This window comes from Streptomyces sp. NPDC014991 (genome assembly GCF_043080665.1).
Taxonomy (GTDB): domain Bacteria; phylum Actinomycetota; class Actinomycetes; order Streptomycetales; family Streptomycetaceae; genus Streptomyces.
On the sequence record NZ_JBIBVY010000017.1, the window covers coordinates 142,240 to 155,123 of the forward strand.

Annotated in this window: 8 protein-coding genes and 1 pseudogene; 2 read left to right on the forward strand and 7 right to left on the reverse strand. The window is 72.2% G+C overall.

Annotated features, from left to right (window positions below; genetic code table 11):
* Positions 1 to 146 precede the first annotated feature (146 nt).
* From ACF1BE_RS25085 to eccE, 4 genes and pseudogenes are all read right to left on the reverse strand, one after another.
* The gene (locus tag ACF1BE_RS25085) at positions 147 to 3,107 is read right to left on the reverse strand and encodes an AAA family ATPase (protein WP_392201293.1); all 2,961 of its coding nucleotides are present in this window, start codon (positions 3,105 to 3,107) and stop codon (positions 147 to 149) included.
* A 465-nt stretch (positions 3,108 to 3,572) separates the two neighbouring features.
* Positions 3,573 to 3,650: pseudogene (locus tag ACF1BE_RS25090) on the reverse strand (hypothetical protein); the annotation flags it as partial.
* A 301-nt stretch (positions 3,651 to 3,951) separates the two neighbouring features.
* Positions 3,952 to 4,716 (reverse strand): hypothetical protein, encoded by a 765-nt coding sequence (locus tag ACF1BE_RS25095; RefSeq protein ID WP_392201270.1) that lies wholly within the window; start codon positions 4,714 to 4,716, stop codon positions 3,952 to 3,954.
* Between the two features lie 20 nt (positions 4,717 to 4,736).
* Entirely contained in the window at positions 4,737 to 6,074 is a 1,338-nt protein-coding gene (eccE, locus tag ACF1BE_RS25100; RefSeq protein WP_392201271.1) for a type VII secretion protein EccE, read from the reverse strand.
* 197 nt (positions 6,075 to 6,271) lie between these two features.
* Here eccE and eccB point away from each other — a divergent pair, with 197 nt between their 5' ends.
* On the forward strand, positions 6,272 to 7,804 hold the full coding sequence (gene eccB / locus ACF1BE_RS25105) for a type VII secretion protein EccB (protein WP_392201272.1): 1,533 nt from the start codon (positions 6,272 to 6,274) through the stop codon (positions 7,802 to 7,804).
* A 14-nt stretch (positions 7,805 to 7,818) separates the two neighbouring features.
* Positions 7,819 to 9,060: a type VII secretion-associated serine protease mycosin gene (gene mycP, locus ACF1BE_RS25110; RefSeq protein ID WP_392201273.1), complete on the forward strand. Its 1,242-nt coding sequence runs from the start codon at positions 7,819 to 7,821 to the stop codon at positions 9,058 to 9,060.
* Positions 9,061 to 9,330: 270 nt separating this feature from the next.
* Here mycP and ACF1BE_RS25115 read toward each other — a convergent pair whose 3' ends face one another.
* The 3 genes from ACF1BE_RS25115 to ACF1BE_RS25125 form a co-directional block, all read right to left on the reverse strand.
* Positions 9,331 to 9,954, reverse strand: a complete 624-nt coding sequence (locus ACF1BE_RS25115) for a hypothetical protein (RefSeq protein WP_392201274.1) — start codon at positions 9,952 to 9,954, stop codon at positions 9,331 to 9,333.
* 4 nt (positions 9,955 to 9,958) lie between these two features.
* Positions 9,959 to 12,286 (reverse strand): hypothetical protein, encoded by a 2,328-nt coding sequence (locus tag ACF1BE_RS25120; protein ID WP_392201275.1) that lies wholly within the window; start codon positions 12,284 to 12,286, stop codon positions 9,959 to 9,961.
* A gap of 75 nt (positions 12,287 to 12,361) precedes the next feature.
* Positions 12,362 to 12,880 carry a hypothetical protein gene (locus ACF1BE_RS25125; RefSeq protein WP_392201276.1) on the reverse strand — a complete coding sequence of 173 codons (519 nt, stop codon included), beginning with the start codon at positions 12,878 to 12,880 and terminating at the stop codon, positions 12,362 to 12,364.
* Between the last annotated feature and the right edge of the window lie 4 nt (positions 12,881 to 12,884).

Genomic DNA, 12,884 nt, shown 5'->3' on the forward strand with positions numbered 1-12,884 from the left:
CGGGGTTGTTGTGCTCGGTTGTTTTCTTGGTCTGGGGTGGGGGGGGGGGGGGGGGGGGGCCGGGGGGGGGGGGGGGGGGGGGGGGGCGGCCCCGGGGGGGGGGGGGGGGGGGGGGGCCCCCCCCCCCCCCCCTTTTCCGTGCGTCCCTACTGCTGGGGCGGGGCCGGGGGAGCCTGCGGGGGCTGCTGGCCCGGCTGCGGCTGGGGGTGTCCGGGCTGCGGATACCCGGGCTGGGCCGGATACGGCTGCGCCGGGTAGGGCTGCGGCGCCGGGGCGTACGGCTGTCCGGGGCCCTGCGGGTACGGCGGCTGCCCCTGCGGGTACGGCTGCGCCTGTCCCTGCGGGTACGGCTGGCCGGGGCCGTACGGCTGGCCCTGGGGCTGGGGCTGGCCCGGCAGGGGCGGAGCGGCCACCGGCGGCGGGTTGCCGTCACTCGTCCACAGTCCGTGCGCCTGCTGGTGGCGGGTGAAGTCCTCGGCGACCAGCGCGGCGAGGTTGAAGTACGCCTCGCGCGTCTTGGGGCGCATCATGTCGAGGTCGACCTCGGCGCCGGCGGCCAGGTGTTCGTCGAAGGGCACGACCACGACGGCACGGGTGCGCGTCTCGAAGTGCGCCACGATGTCCTCGACCTTGATCATCTTGCCGGTCTCGCGGACCCCGGAGATCACGGTGAGGGAACGGGAGACCAGGTCGGCGTACCCGTGCGCGGACAGCCAGTCCAGCGTCGTACTGGCGCTGCTCGCCCCGTCCACGGACGGCGTCGAGATGATGATCAGCTGGTCGGCGAGGTCCAGCACCCCGCGCATCGCGCTGTACAGCAGACCCGTACCCGAGTCGGTCAGGATGACCGGGTACTGCCGCCCGAGCACGTCTATCGCCCGCCGGTAGTCCTCGTCGTTGAACGTGGTCGACACGGCGGGGTCCACGTCGTTGGCGATGATCTCCAGGCCGGAGGGGGCCTGCGAGGTGAACCTGCGGATGTCCATGTACGAGTTCAGGTACGGGATCGCCTGGACGAGGTCACGGATGGTCGCCCCCGTCTCGCGCCGCACCCGCCGCCCGAGCGTGCCGGCGTCCGGGTTCGCGTCGATGGCGAGTATCTTGTCCTGCCGTTCGGTGGCGAGGGTCGAGCCGAGCGCGGTCGTCGTGGTCGTCTTGCCGACGCCGCCCTTGAGGCTGATGACCGCGATCCGGTAGCACGACAGCACCGGCGTACGGATCAGCTCCAGCTTCCGCTGCCGTTCGGCCTCCTCCTTCTTCCCGCCCAGCTTGAACCGTGAGGAGGCCGCCGTGGGGCGACCGCTCTTCGCCTTCTGCCGCTTGTTGTTGAGCAGCCGGTCCGCGGACAGCTCCACGGCGGCGGTGTAACCGAGCGGCGCGGCACCGGGGTTGGTCGGCTGCCGCTGGTCATGCTGAACGGCCTGCGGCCACGCGGCACCGGAACGAGGGTCGACCGGGGGCTGGGGGGCCTGCGGCGCGTCGGACGCCGGGGCGGGGGCGAAGCCCGGGTTCCGCGGGGGCTGGGGGAAGCCGTAACCGCCGGGCTGGGGGTGGGGCTGCGGGGCGGGGGCTCCCGGCTGGGGGAAGCCGTAACCGCTCGGCGGGGTGGCTGGGTCGGGGTTCGGCTGGGGCGCCGGGGGCTGCGGGAAGCCGTAACCGCCGGGCTGGGCCGGGGGGTTGGGCGCGCCGGGTTGCGGGAAGCCGTAGCCGCTCGGCGGCGTGGGCCCGTCGGCGGCCGACTGCGGGGACGGCGCCGGTGCGGCGGGCGCGCCGGGCTGGTTGGCCTGGTTCTGCTGGTTCCACGCGGCGGGCGAGGGCTGCGGGGCCTGCGGCTGGAACGGCGGCTGCTGGCCGGGCACGCCGACGGGACCCTGTGCGGCCGACGGCTGCGGCTGCTGACCGGGCATCGGACCGGGCGGCTGCGGGGGAGCCTGCTGCGGCACGGGCTGCGCGGGCCAGTGGGCCGCGGCAGCGGGGGCGGCGGGCTGATACGAGGGCGGCAACGGGGGCAGCCCACTCTGTGGCGCGGACGGCGCGGACTGCGGGGCCCAGCCGGGCTGCGCTCCCTGAGGGGCCGGGGGAGCGGGGGGCGCGGCAGGGTACGGGGTGCCCGGGCCGGGCTGCGGCACGCCAGGCTGCGGGGCCCCCACGCCGGGCTGGAAAGCACCGGCTTGCCGGACACCTGGCTGCGGGGTGCCGGTGCCGGCCGAGCCGGGCTGCGGGAAGCCGTAGGCACCGGGCTGCTGGACGTCGTGACCGCCGGGTTGGGCGGCGCCGGGCGACTGGGCGTCGGGCTGAGCCGCGTCGGGCTGCGGCGCGTCGGGCTGCGACGCCTCCGCGTGCGGCGCCTGCGAACCCGACGCGTCCGCGTGCGGCACCCCGGTCTGCCGGGCGGCGTCATCCTGGTCACCGTCGCCCGAGGCGCTGTCCTCCGGCGTGTGGGACTGCGCGGCGTCGGCCGAGCCCTCGGGTGCCTCGGATCCGGCGGCCTCGGCGGCGTCGGCGGTGCCCTCCTGCCCGCCGGACCGCACGGCGCCGGCCGTGGCCTGCTCCGCGGTGGCGCTCTCCACCGAACCGTGGTCCGCGGCGGCCGTCTCGGGCGCCCCCGTGCTCTCGGCACCGTCCTGATCGTCTTCGGGCCGCGCCTCGTTCCCGGAGGGCGAGGAACCCTCCGGGACGGGGACGGCGGCGTCCACCACCGCGTCCTTGTCTGCGCCGGCACCGTGCCCGGACTCCTCGGCACGCCGCTCGCCACCCTCGACGAGACCGCCCGGCGTTGCGGCGGCATCCGGTGCGGCTGCGGCCCCACCGGCCTCGGCGCTCGCGGCACCGGCGTCCACGCCGCCGTCCCCGGCGGAAGCCGCACCCTCCGTGGATTCCTCGCCGTCGGACTCACCCGGCTCGCCGGCCGCTGCCGTGTGCCCGGCGATCTCGGCCATCTGGCGCTTCAGGGCGACAGCGGAGAACCGCATGGTCGCCCCGCTCTCCAGATCACCGTTGTCCGTCTCCGGCTCGACCCCGGAGGAGGCGCCCGGCGCCTCCTGCGGGGCGGCCGGCTGCGGCTGCCGGGCCGCGTGCGGCTCGAAGCCCTCGGGCAGTCGCGGCATCGGAACGGGGCTGCCGACCGGCGGCGCGGGCTGCGCCGGCTGCGCGGCCGGGGCGAACGGCGGACCGTCCACCGGCGCGGGCGGAGCCGGCGGAGCGTACTCAGTGCCCTGTGCCCCGGTGCCCTGTCCTGGCACGAACGGAGCCCCCTGCGACGGGATGCCCTGCGGCGCGTACGGAGTCCCCGGTGGCGGCGTGAAGGGAGCCCCCGGCGGCGGCGCGTACGGCGTGCCCTGGGGCGGAGCGCCCGTCGGCCGGGCGGGCGGGGGAGGCGGTGTGGGACCCGTGACCGGCGTACCCGTGGGGAACGGCAGTCCGGGGGCCGCCGAAGAGCCCGGGCCGCCGGCGGCCCGGGGGTCGTCGGACCCGGCGAAACCGCTCACGCCCCCCGATCCCGACCCCGTACCGGACGCGTTCTGCGTGTACCAGGCGGGGGGAGCGTAGTCGATGGTGAACTCGCCGGTGGTCTCGACGGCCTCCACGTCGGGCTGGTCATCGCCGGGTGTGTCCCAGCCCCCGCGCGTCCCGTCCCGATCGCTGCTCACAGTTCCTCCTGGTGTGGTCGAGCACCCTCATGCCGTGCCGGGGCGACCATGTCGTGTCGTACCGAGTCGTCCGTTGTCGTTCGGGGCGGTCCGGTGCACCGGCCCTCCCCCCGGGACACCGACGCCCCGTCCACGGGTCCTGCCATCGCGCCCGCTCCCCAGCCTAATCACCAGGAGCCGCACCTCGGCAGGCCCGCCCGCCCCTCGGCACCCGCCCACCAGGTCACGCATGCCCGCAGACGGCCCGCCCGCCCCACGCGGCCCCGTCGAGACCGTGAACAAAAGGGACGGAAAGGGGTGTTCAGTCCATCCGTCGGGGCGTGCCCAACAATCCGATCTCGGCGTCGGTGGGTTGCGTCAGCACGTACTGCCGGTCACGGTCGGTGCACCACAGGGTGACGCCGTCGGGCAGTGCCGGCAGTGATTCCACCTCGGTCCGTGACAGGCCCATCGTGCGCCCCAGTTCGGCCGCCTCGTCCGGCGAGACCCGCTGGATGCCGGCGAGCCGGGCCTGCCGGAGCAGCCGGGGCGCGACCGGGCTGAGGTACGGCAGCAGGGTCAGCACCGACTGCCAGGGTCCGGACACCACCCGGCCGCGCGGGGGCCGCATGCCGCAGTCCCGCACCACCAGCACGGGCGTACCGGCGGAGGCGCCCTGCGGAGGCACCCGCCCGACGTCGTACACGGACAGGCCGTTCTGCCCACCGCCCATGGCGTGCACCATCTGCATCCAGGCCTGCGGCCGGCCGGTCTCCACGGCGACCCGGGCGCCGGTGGCGGCCGAGCGCAGCGCCAGCACCTGGGCGGTCCACAGGCCGCCGATCAGGACGACGTCGTACGGCGTGGGCCGGTTGATGCCGAGGACGGCCGGCTGGCCCTCGGCGTCGACACCGGCCACGACCCCGTCGTCCCCGATGGGCAGGGCGAGCATGTCCAGCTGCTCCGCGGACAGTCCGTGCCGGCCGTGCCGGGGGCCGAGCAGGCCGAGCCCGTGCCGCAGCCGTTCGACCGTCCGCCGGGTCCCGGACGGCTCCCGCGCCCCCCGCGCGGCGGTACCCGACGTCATGGGGGCCGTCGGAATCGTCGTCACCGCACACCTCCGAGGGGCAGAGTGGCCAGCATGCCGGGCAGTTGCTCACGGTCGAGGCGGGCCAGGCCGGCCCCGGCCTGCCGGGCCGCGTCCTCCAGGGCGCGGCGGGCCGCGACGAGTTCGTCGTCGCTGCGCCCGGTCACCCGCAGATGCCCGCACAGCGACACCTCCTGCCGTTCCCCGCGCGCGAGGGTGAGGCTGAAGGTGGTCGCCAGGGCCGGTATCGCGGTGACCCGGGCGACGAACTGCGGGAGCGACTCGCCCCGGCCACCGCCCAGTTGGGGCCAGCGCCGGACCCAGTACGTGGTGTGCCGCCGGTTGTCGCAGCGCCAGCTGCGCCCGGACTCCTCCGTGCGCCGCTCCCGGGTCTCGCCGCGCCCCGCCTCGGCGGTCACCAGCGGGTTGGCGCAGGCGGAGGTGGCGAGGGCGGCGACCAGCTCCTCCTCGTCCAGCACACGCGCCCGGAACCCGGCGCCGGTCAGCCGGCTCGCCAGATGGTCCGCGGTCCGTACGACGCACTTCTGCGCCCCCGTCAGGCCGCCGCCGCGTGCGGCCACGGCCTCCGCGCACAGCTCGGGGTCGAGTTTCAGCGCGATCCAGGTGATGCGGACGGCCGGGGCACCCGTCTGCTCCTGGAGCGGCACGTAGTTGGCGACGGCCACGGACTGCTGGGGCAGGTGCAGCGCGGGCGCCGGCTGGGTGTGCAGCACGATCTGCGCCGACTCCAGGCGGATCCCGTCCACCTCCAGCGCGTCCCGCACCAGCCCCAGGGGCAGCGGCTGCCGGCTCCGCTCGGCCCGCAGCGCGGTCGCGTCCGCCTCCACCTGGAGCACGGCCGTGACGAACGTCCCGTCCCCGACGATGCCGGCCGGCCGCCGGTCACGCGCGCCGTAGGAGTAGGTGCGCAGGGCCGGCTCGCACTCCACCGCCGGGACCAGTCCGGGCTCCGTACCCGGCGGTATCGGGGTGTCGGCGGCCCGCCTCTGCCGCGCCCGCAGCTCCCGTGCCGTGGCCAGCCACTCCGGCAGGGACCGGCCGCGCCGCCGTACGAACGCCAGCAGGAGCAGTGCCAGGGTGACCAACGCGGCCGGAATCAGGGCCGCCATCCCGACGGCCCAGCCGACGAGCAGCACGGCCGCCGCCAGCTCCACCAGCAGGAGCCGTTGCAAACGGAACGAGCCGGCCTGGCCCGGCCGCTGCCTGAGGCCGGGCGTGACCTGCTGCCGCTCCGCGCCGCTCCGCGCGGGCGTCTCGCGCGCCGGCGTCCCGGACCCGGCCGCGCGGCCTCGTGCCGCCGACCGGCCGCGTGTTCGCGTCCGCGTTCCGGAAGCCATCACTCCATCCCCCCGTTTTGCTCACAACTCGCTGGAACCAGGCCACTGAACAAGGCCCTTGAGGGCCCAGGTACCCTACCCGCTCCACGGGACCCGCTCCGTACCAGGCATAGTAGGGGCCGGGTCCGACAACGGAGGGCGGGGGAACGTGATCCCCGGGCACGCTCCGGGTGAGACACGGGGAGAAACGGGCACAGATGGCATCTCGGCGGGACCAACTCAACGCCTACACCTTCGCGAAGCGCCGCATGCTCGCGTCGTTCGTGCAGTCGTCACCGGATGCCTCGGACGAGGGAGCGCCCCGGCCGCTGCGCGCCGTCCTGCCCGGCGCGATCGTCGGCGTCGTCGTCCTCGCGGCCTTCGGTGCCTGGGGCATGTTCAAGCCGACGGCTCCGCAGGGCTGGAACGACCCGGGCCAGAAGGTCGTCATCGCCAGCAAATCCACCACCCGTTACGTGGTGCTGAAGACGAAGGGCAAGGTCCAGCTCCACCCGGTGCTCAACATGGCCTCCGCCAGGCTCGTCCTCGACACCCAGGACAACGTCGACGTCGTCACCGTCGACGAGTCGATCCTCGACAACGGCAAGGTCCCGCACGGCGTCACCATCGGTATCCCCTACGCCCCCGACCGGCTGCCCTCCAGCACGGAGGCCGGGGCGGCCAAGCAGTGGGCCGTCTGCGAACGCCCGAGCGGCAGCGGCAACTCCCTCCAGAGGGCCGCGTTCGTCCTGGCACCGCGCGACCGGTCCAAGCTGAAGGGCACCAAGGAGAAGCTGCGCGGCGGCGAACTCCTCTACGTCACCACCCCCGCGGACAAGAAGCAGTACGTGGTCGACGCACACGGCACCGCGTACCCGGTGGACACCTCCGACAGCCTGCTGCTGCAGACCCTCGTGGGCCCCAACCGCACCCCGCAGCGGGTGACCAAGGAGTGGATCGAAACCCTCCACCCGGGCGACCCGATCAGCTTCCCGCGGATCACCGGCGTCCCGGCCGCCGCGGCCCACGCCCCCGGCCAGCTGGACGAGCAGGCCAACCGCGTCGGCATGGTGCTCAGGGCGCCGGTCAACGGCCAGGAGCAGTACTTCGTCGTCCTGCCCGGCCGGGTCGCCCCCGTCTCCGACTTCGTCGCCCAGCTCCTGCTGGCCAGCAAGGACCTGGTGCGGCTCGGCCAGGCCGGACACCCCCAGGAGGTCAGCGCGGGCGCCATCACCCGGGGCGAACCGTTCGCCGCCGACCACACGTGGCCCACCGAGAAGCCCAGCGCGGTCAACGAGCCCACCACCGCCGACGGCAGCCGCAACACCGTCTGCAACGTCCTCGGCCACGTCGACCCCCACAACGGCGCCACGACCCTGAGCACCTGGGCCGGCACCGACTTCCCGGCCGTGCTGCCCACCGGCTCCTCCAGCGCCTACGTCACCGCCGGATCCGGCCAGCTCTACCGCCAGTACCAGGGCAGCGAGACCGCGGTCGGTGGCGTGTTCCTGGTCACCGACACCGGCCTGCGCTACGCCCTCCAGTCCAACGACGACAGCGTCACCGACGACAAGGGCATCGGCATGTCGGCGAAGAAGCGCAAACAGCTCCAGCAGGAGGCCAAGCTGGCGCAGACCCGCCTCGGCTACGCCGCCGTGAACCCGGCCCCCATCCCCGCCCCCTGGTCGAAGTTCCTCCCCACCGGCCCCCGCCTGTCGACCTCGGCGGCCCGCCAGCCGCAGGGCTCCTGAGGGGTACGGTCACGATGACACGGACGCTCAAGACGCGTACCACCCTGGCGACGGCTCTGACGGTGGCCGCCACCCTGCTGACGGCACCGGCGGCCACGGCGGACTCGGGCACCGGCCAGTGCACCTTCTCCAGGACGAACCACAAGTACTCGGGCACGCCCTGGGCGCTCCAGCGCGTCAACCTCGACGAGCTGTGGAACCAGTCGAAGGGCAGGGGCACGAAGGTCGCGGTCATCGACACCGGCGTCGACACGGCCAACCCGCAGCTCACCCACGCCGTGGACGCCTCCCTGGGTGCCAACTTCCTGAAGTCCAAGGACGACAAGGGACAGCCGATCGACCGCGGCAACGCCAAGGGCACGACCGACACGGTGGGCCACGGCACGCGCGTCGCCGGCATCATCGCCGCCCGCCCCGCCAAGGGCACGGGCTTCGTCGGGCTCGCCCCCGAGGCCACGATCGTCCCGGTCAAGCAGAACGACTCGGAAGGCCACGGCACGGCTCTCACCCTCGCCCAGGCGATCCGGCACGCGATCAAGGTCAAGGCCGACGTCATCAACATCTCGCAGGACACCGCCAACGCCATCGCCCCGGCCGAGGACCTGCACCGGGCGGTCGACGAGGCCCTGGCCGCCGGCATCGTCGTGGTCGCCTCCGCCGGCAACGACGGCCTGGGGGGCAACGACAAGAAGACGTACCCGGCCTCCTACGAGGGCGTCCTCGCCGTGGCCGCCTCCGACCGCAACAACGAGCGCGCGCCCTTCTCCCAGTCGGGCGACTTCGTCGGCGTCGCGGCCCCGGGCGTCGACATGATCTCCACGGTCCCGAAGGGCGGCCACTGCTCGGACAACGGTACGAGCTTCTCCGCCCCGTACGTGGCCGGCGTGGCCGCGCTGATCAAGGCCAAGCACTCCGACTGGAAACCCCGCCAGATCGTGGCCCAGATCGAACAGACCGCCGAACGCTCCATCGCGGGTCACGACCGGCTGGTCGGCTGGGGTGTGGTGGACCCGGTCCGCGCCCTCACGGAGGACGATCACCCGATCGAGTCCCCGCACGCCGACCCGGGCCTCACCCATGCGGAGGCCCCCACCCCCGCCGAACTGACCCTCGGCGAAACCCCCCAGGAACGCGCGGCCCGCATCGCGACGTACATCGCCGTCGGTGTGGCGGTCCTGGTGGCGGCCCTGAGCGGTGGAGCGGTGGCCCTGCGGGACGCACGCAGGAGGCGCCGGGCACTGCGGAGCCGGGGATGAGACCGTGATGTCCTCTTCCCTGACAGCAGCGCCACGGCACTCGGTCAGCGACACAGCGGCCTGGTCCGTACAGGCGACGGAGCCGCCGTCCGCGGTCTTCCGCTCCCGAACGGAGAGCAGGCATCCCTGTTCCACTCATCGGACTGCCGAGCGGCACGGCAGTCACCCTCCTGCCGGCGGTGTCTCCGACGAGCCGTGGCACACGCTGGACCGCTGCACCGCATCCGTGTACTCGTCGCGGCACCGTTCGAGGTCAGGAAGCCGACCCGCTCAGTGCGTCAGCTTGGGCGGTGCGTCGCACTTCGCCTTCTCGTGTGCGGCCAGCGCGGCGTTCCGGGCGAGGGAGATGAGCCCCTGCCGCAGTTGATCGGCGTCCGCGCTGCCGGGCTGTTTGAGATGGACGACCACGCTCAGGTGCCCGCCGGCACCGCGGGTGGCACAGGGGACATAGATGGCGGCGACCCTGTCCGATGCGACCGCCTCGTCGCCTGCGCCGAACGGCTTCACCGAGCCGGCCGGCACGTTGTTCGCGACCACGTCCCTCACCCACTCGCCGGCCTTGTCGTAGCGCGTCATCTCGGCTGTCACCGCGACGAGTTGCCTCCCGTCACCGTTGACGAAACATGACGCGTAGTAGCTCGAGTCCTCGTCGTCGAGACGCGGGTCGGTCACGGCGCCGTCGAACGCGTAGGACGACTTGTCGGGCAGGACGCGCCTCAGCGCGGTGGCGCTGCCGGACGAGCGGCCCAGTGTTCCGCAGACCTCGGACGCCTTGATCTCGCCCCTCTTGTCCTTGAAGGGCGGAAGTCCCAGCGCGTAGAGGACACCCAGGACGAGGCAGAGCAGCAGCGCCACGCCCCCCGCGAGCAGGGATTTGGTACGAGTGGATGCCAACGTCTCAGTCTTCCGTGTCGAGTTGCCTGGGGATGCCCTCCCCGTCGAGGTACTTGTGCACCTTCGTCCCGGCGGTGTCGAATCCGTCTTCCGCGGCTGTGGCCACCGAGGCCTCGATCAACGGGTAACGGTGACCGGAGTTCTCTCCCGCCTTCCTGGCGGCGAGTTCCACCAGTTTGTAGGTGGAGTCGGAAGTCTCCTCGAAGCTCTCGCCGTTGCGGTAGATGATTTCTCCGGAGCTGTCCTGCATGGCCCCTTCGGTGATCTTGCCGATGATCTCGTCGGCCGCCGTACCGGCCACGTCGCCGATGATGGCACCACCGGGACCGGTCATCGGCTCCGTGGCCATGCCGATGCCGATGCCGATGGCCGTGCCGCCCCAGCTTCCGGCACGTTCGATCGCGGCGTTGTAGTCGGCGTCCTTCGCGCCACCCTCCAGTTCGGCCTGGTAGGCGCGGCCAGCACCGATGATGCCCTCGATCTCACCCGCTTTACGCGCGATCTGCTCGGTTCCCTGTTTCAGGTTGTCGGCCTGGGAGAAAGCAGGATCCTTCACGTACTCCCCGGGATGCTCGAAGTGGTGCTGCATCAGCTGCGTCGTGTAGCTGTGCTGACCGAGGTTGACCGCGGCGTAGCCTTCGGGGTTCTGGCCGACCGTGTACAGGAACCGGGTGATGTCCCGCTCGTTGAGCGTGGCCACCGTGCCGGCGACGGGGAACAGCGTCTTCTCGCTGGCGTCACCCGCGTGCAGTTCCCGGTGGATGTCGGGCATGTACTCGGCGGCGATCTGCCCCATGCTGTCCGACATGTAGCTACGGCCGGTCAGCCGTTTCGGGTCCTCCGACACCGAATGGAAGAGGTCCTCCACGAGCTTCGCCTGCCCCGCGTTGTGCGGAGGAGTGTCCACCGTGGGCATCTCGCCGGCCGGATGCCCTGTCGTGGCGGCTTCCAGGGCCAGCGCCAGGTTGTTCCGGCCCGTGACGATCTCGTCCCCGTGGAGGTCCGCCTCCTGGGGCCAGTCCCGCTCCTCGAACAGGTACTGGAAGTTGGACAACGACACCTTGCCCTTCTTGCCGTTGCCGTCCGTGTCCCGCTCGAAGGGGTTGTCCGGGTCGTCCTTGGAGACGTACTGCTGGTTCAGGAAGTCGGTGGCCGCGTCGGGGCTGTTGGACAGGCCCTTCAGGTAGCCGGTGAGCGGATCGTTGCCGCTGTCGTCGCCGATCCGGTTCAGCCAGGCACTCCCGCCCATGTGCTGCCATATCGGGTTCCCGTGCTCACCGTTGCCGGTCATCTTCCGCTCGGTGACCATCAGGGAGGTTCCGTAGTCCTTCAGGAACTGGTCGTCATAGTCACCGGTTCGCATGAGGTTGCTCATGACCTGGAAGCCCATGGGGCCACCCCGGTCGCCGTAGAGTGGCTGGTCACCGATGTCGATCATCTTGCGCTTCCACTCGGTCATGCCCGCGGAATCGCTCTGTGTGGCGTGGGCCAGCGTGAGCCCCAGGTTTCGCTGGAGGTCGTCGAACTGGTCGAGGCGCTTGTGCCCCAGTTCGTAGTTGCCCCGGTTGGGATCGCTGATCCCGGTCCAGAACTCCAAGGTCTTCTGCGGCCCGAGGTCGGTGGCGAAGCGCTCGCCGAACAGCGGGTCGTTCGCGTACTTCTTCAGGCCCTTGTTGATCCGGTCGAAGTCCTCCACGGACAGGTCGTCCGGATTCTTCCTGGCGAGCTTCGCCAGCTCGTCGGCTTCCTTGACGGCATCCGCCGCGGTGTCCCGGTCCTTGTAGTTCGCGTCGGAGAAACCCATCGTGCTCTGGTCGACGATCGCCGAGAGGACGTCCTTGGCCGTGTTGTCGCTCTCGGTCGCCTTGCTGAGGATGCCCTGGATCTCGTCACGGAGAGCATCGACGTCCTTCTGGTTCGTCGCGCTCGTGTTGCCGCTGGGATCCGAACCCCAGTCGGGCCGCGTGTTGCCCGTGACCGTGAACTTGCCGCCGCCGGTGTCGACGACGGTGAGCTGCTTGTCGTGCCCGCGCGAGACGGCGCCCGTCAGCTGCTGGTGGTAGTCCTTCAGCTCGTCCCGTGTGTCCCGCAGGATGTTGTGGATGGTGGTGGCCTGCGTGTGGGCATCACCGAACTCGCCGGCGGTCTTGCCGATGAACTCCCTGGAGACCTGCGCGTTCACACCGGCCCAGTCGGCCGCGAGGGCGGCCTTGTGCAGGCCGTCCTCGGCATCCTTCTTCAGGTCGGCCAGGTGCTTGACGAGCGTCGACCAGTCGGTGACGGCGTCGTCGAGCAGTTTGAAGTTGGCGTGGAACAGAGCGTTGAAGTCCATGCGGGTGTCGACATCCTCTGGGGTAGCGGTGGCAGCCGGTGCGGAGAAAGGCCTCGTCATGCTCTCCCGGCGCCGCTACTCCTTCTTCTTGCTCTTGTCCTGCTCCCCGTAGATGGAGTTCTTCTTGCCCGGCGCCCCGACCCGCTCGTCGAACCCGGCGTCCAGCGCGTCGATGCTGCTCATCTGCCGCTGGATGTAGTGCTCGTCGTTCGCGTGCACGGTCTTGGTGGTCTGCATGTGGTTGGAGATCTGGGCGCAGGCGTCCATCAGGGACTTCAACTGCTCCTCCCAGCGGGTCGAGACGTGCTGGAGTCCGGCGCCGAGGGCGAAGCCCTGCTGGGAAAGGTCACCGGCCGCGGAGTCGCTGCTGGGAGTGGCCACGCGGGCCTTGTCCCAGAGCTGGTTGTAGAGGTGGTGGGCGGCGCTGCCGATCTTCTCCAGATCCTTGTGGCCCACCTTGAGGTCACCGGTCTTGCTGGGGAGCACGTAGGGGCCGTACGTGCCGCCACCCCCGTCGACATGGTTGAGCTGCATGTGCGCCGACTGCCCCCCGGCGGCCTCCGCCTTGAGCTGCTCCCACTCGTCCCATGCCATGGAA

What these genes read in the sequence shown, in the direction of transcription:
- ACF1BE_RS25095 (WP_392201270.1), bottom strand. Translation starts at nt 4,716, where the DNA reads ATGACGTCGGGTACCGCCGCGCGGGGGGCGCGGGAGCCGTCCGGGACC.
- eccE (WP_392201271.1), bottom strand. Translation starts at nt 6,074, where the DNA reads ATGGCTTCCGGAACGCGGACGCGAACACGCGGCCGGTCGGCGGCACGA.
- ACF1BE_RS25125 (WP_392201276.1), bottom strand. Translation starts at nt 12,880, where the DNA reads ATGGCATGGGACGAGTGGGAGCAGCTCAAGGCGGAGGCCGCCGGGGGG.
- mycP (WP_392201273.1), top strand. Translation starts at nt 7,819, where the DNA reads ATGACACGGACGCTCAAGACGCGTACCACCCTGGCGACGGCTCTGACG.
- eccB (WP_392201272.1), top strand. Translation starts at nt 6,272, where the DNA reads ATGGCATCTCGGCGGGACCAACTCAACGCCTACACCTTCGCGAAGCGC.
- ACF1BE_RS25120 (WP_392201275.1), bottom strand. Translation starts at nt 12,286, where the DNA reads ATGGACTTCAACGCTCTGTTCCACGCCAACTTCAAACTGCTCGACGAC.
- ACF1BE_RS25085 (WP_392201293.1), bottom strand. Translation starts at nt 3,107, where the DNA reads ATGCCGCGACTGCCCGAGGGCTTCGAGCCGCACGCGGCCCGGCAGCCG.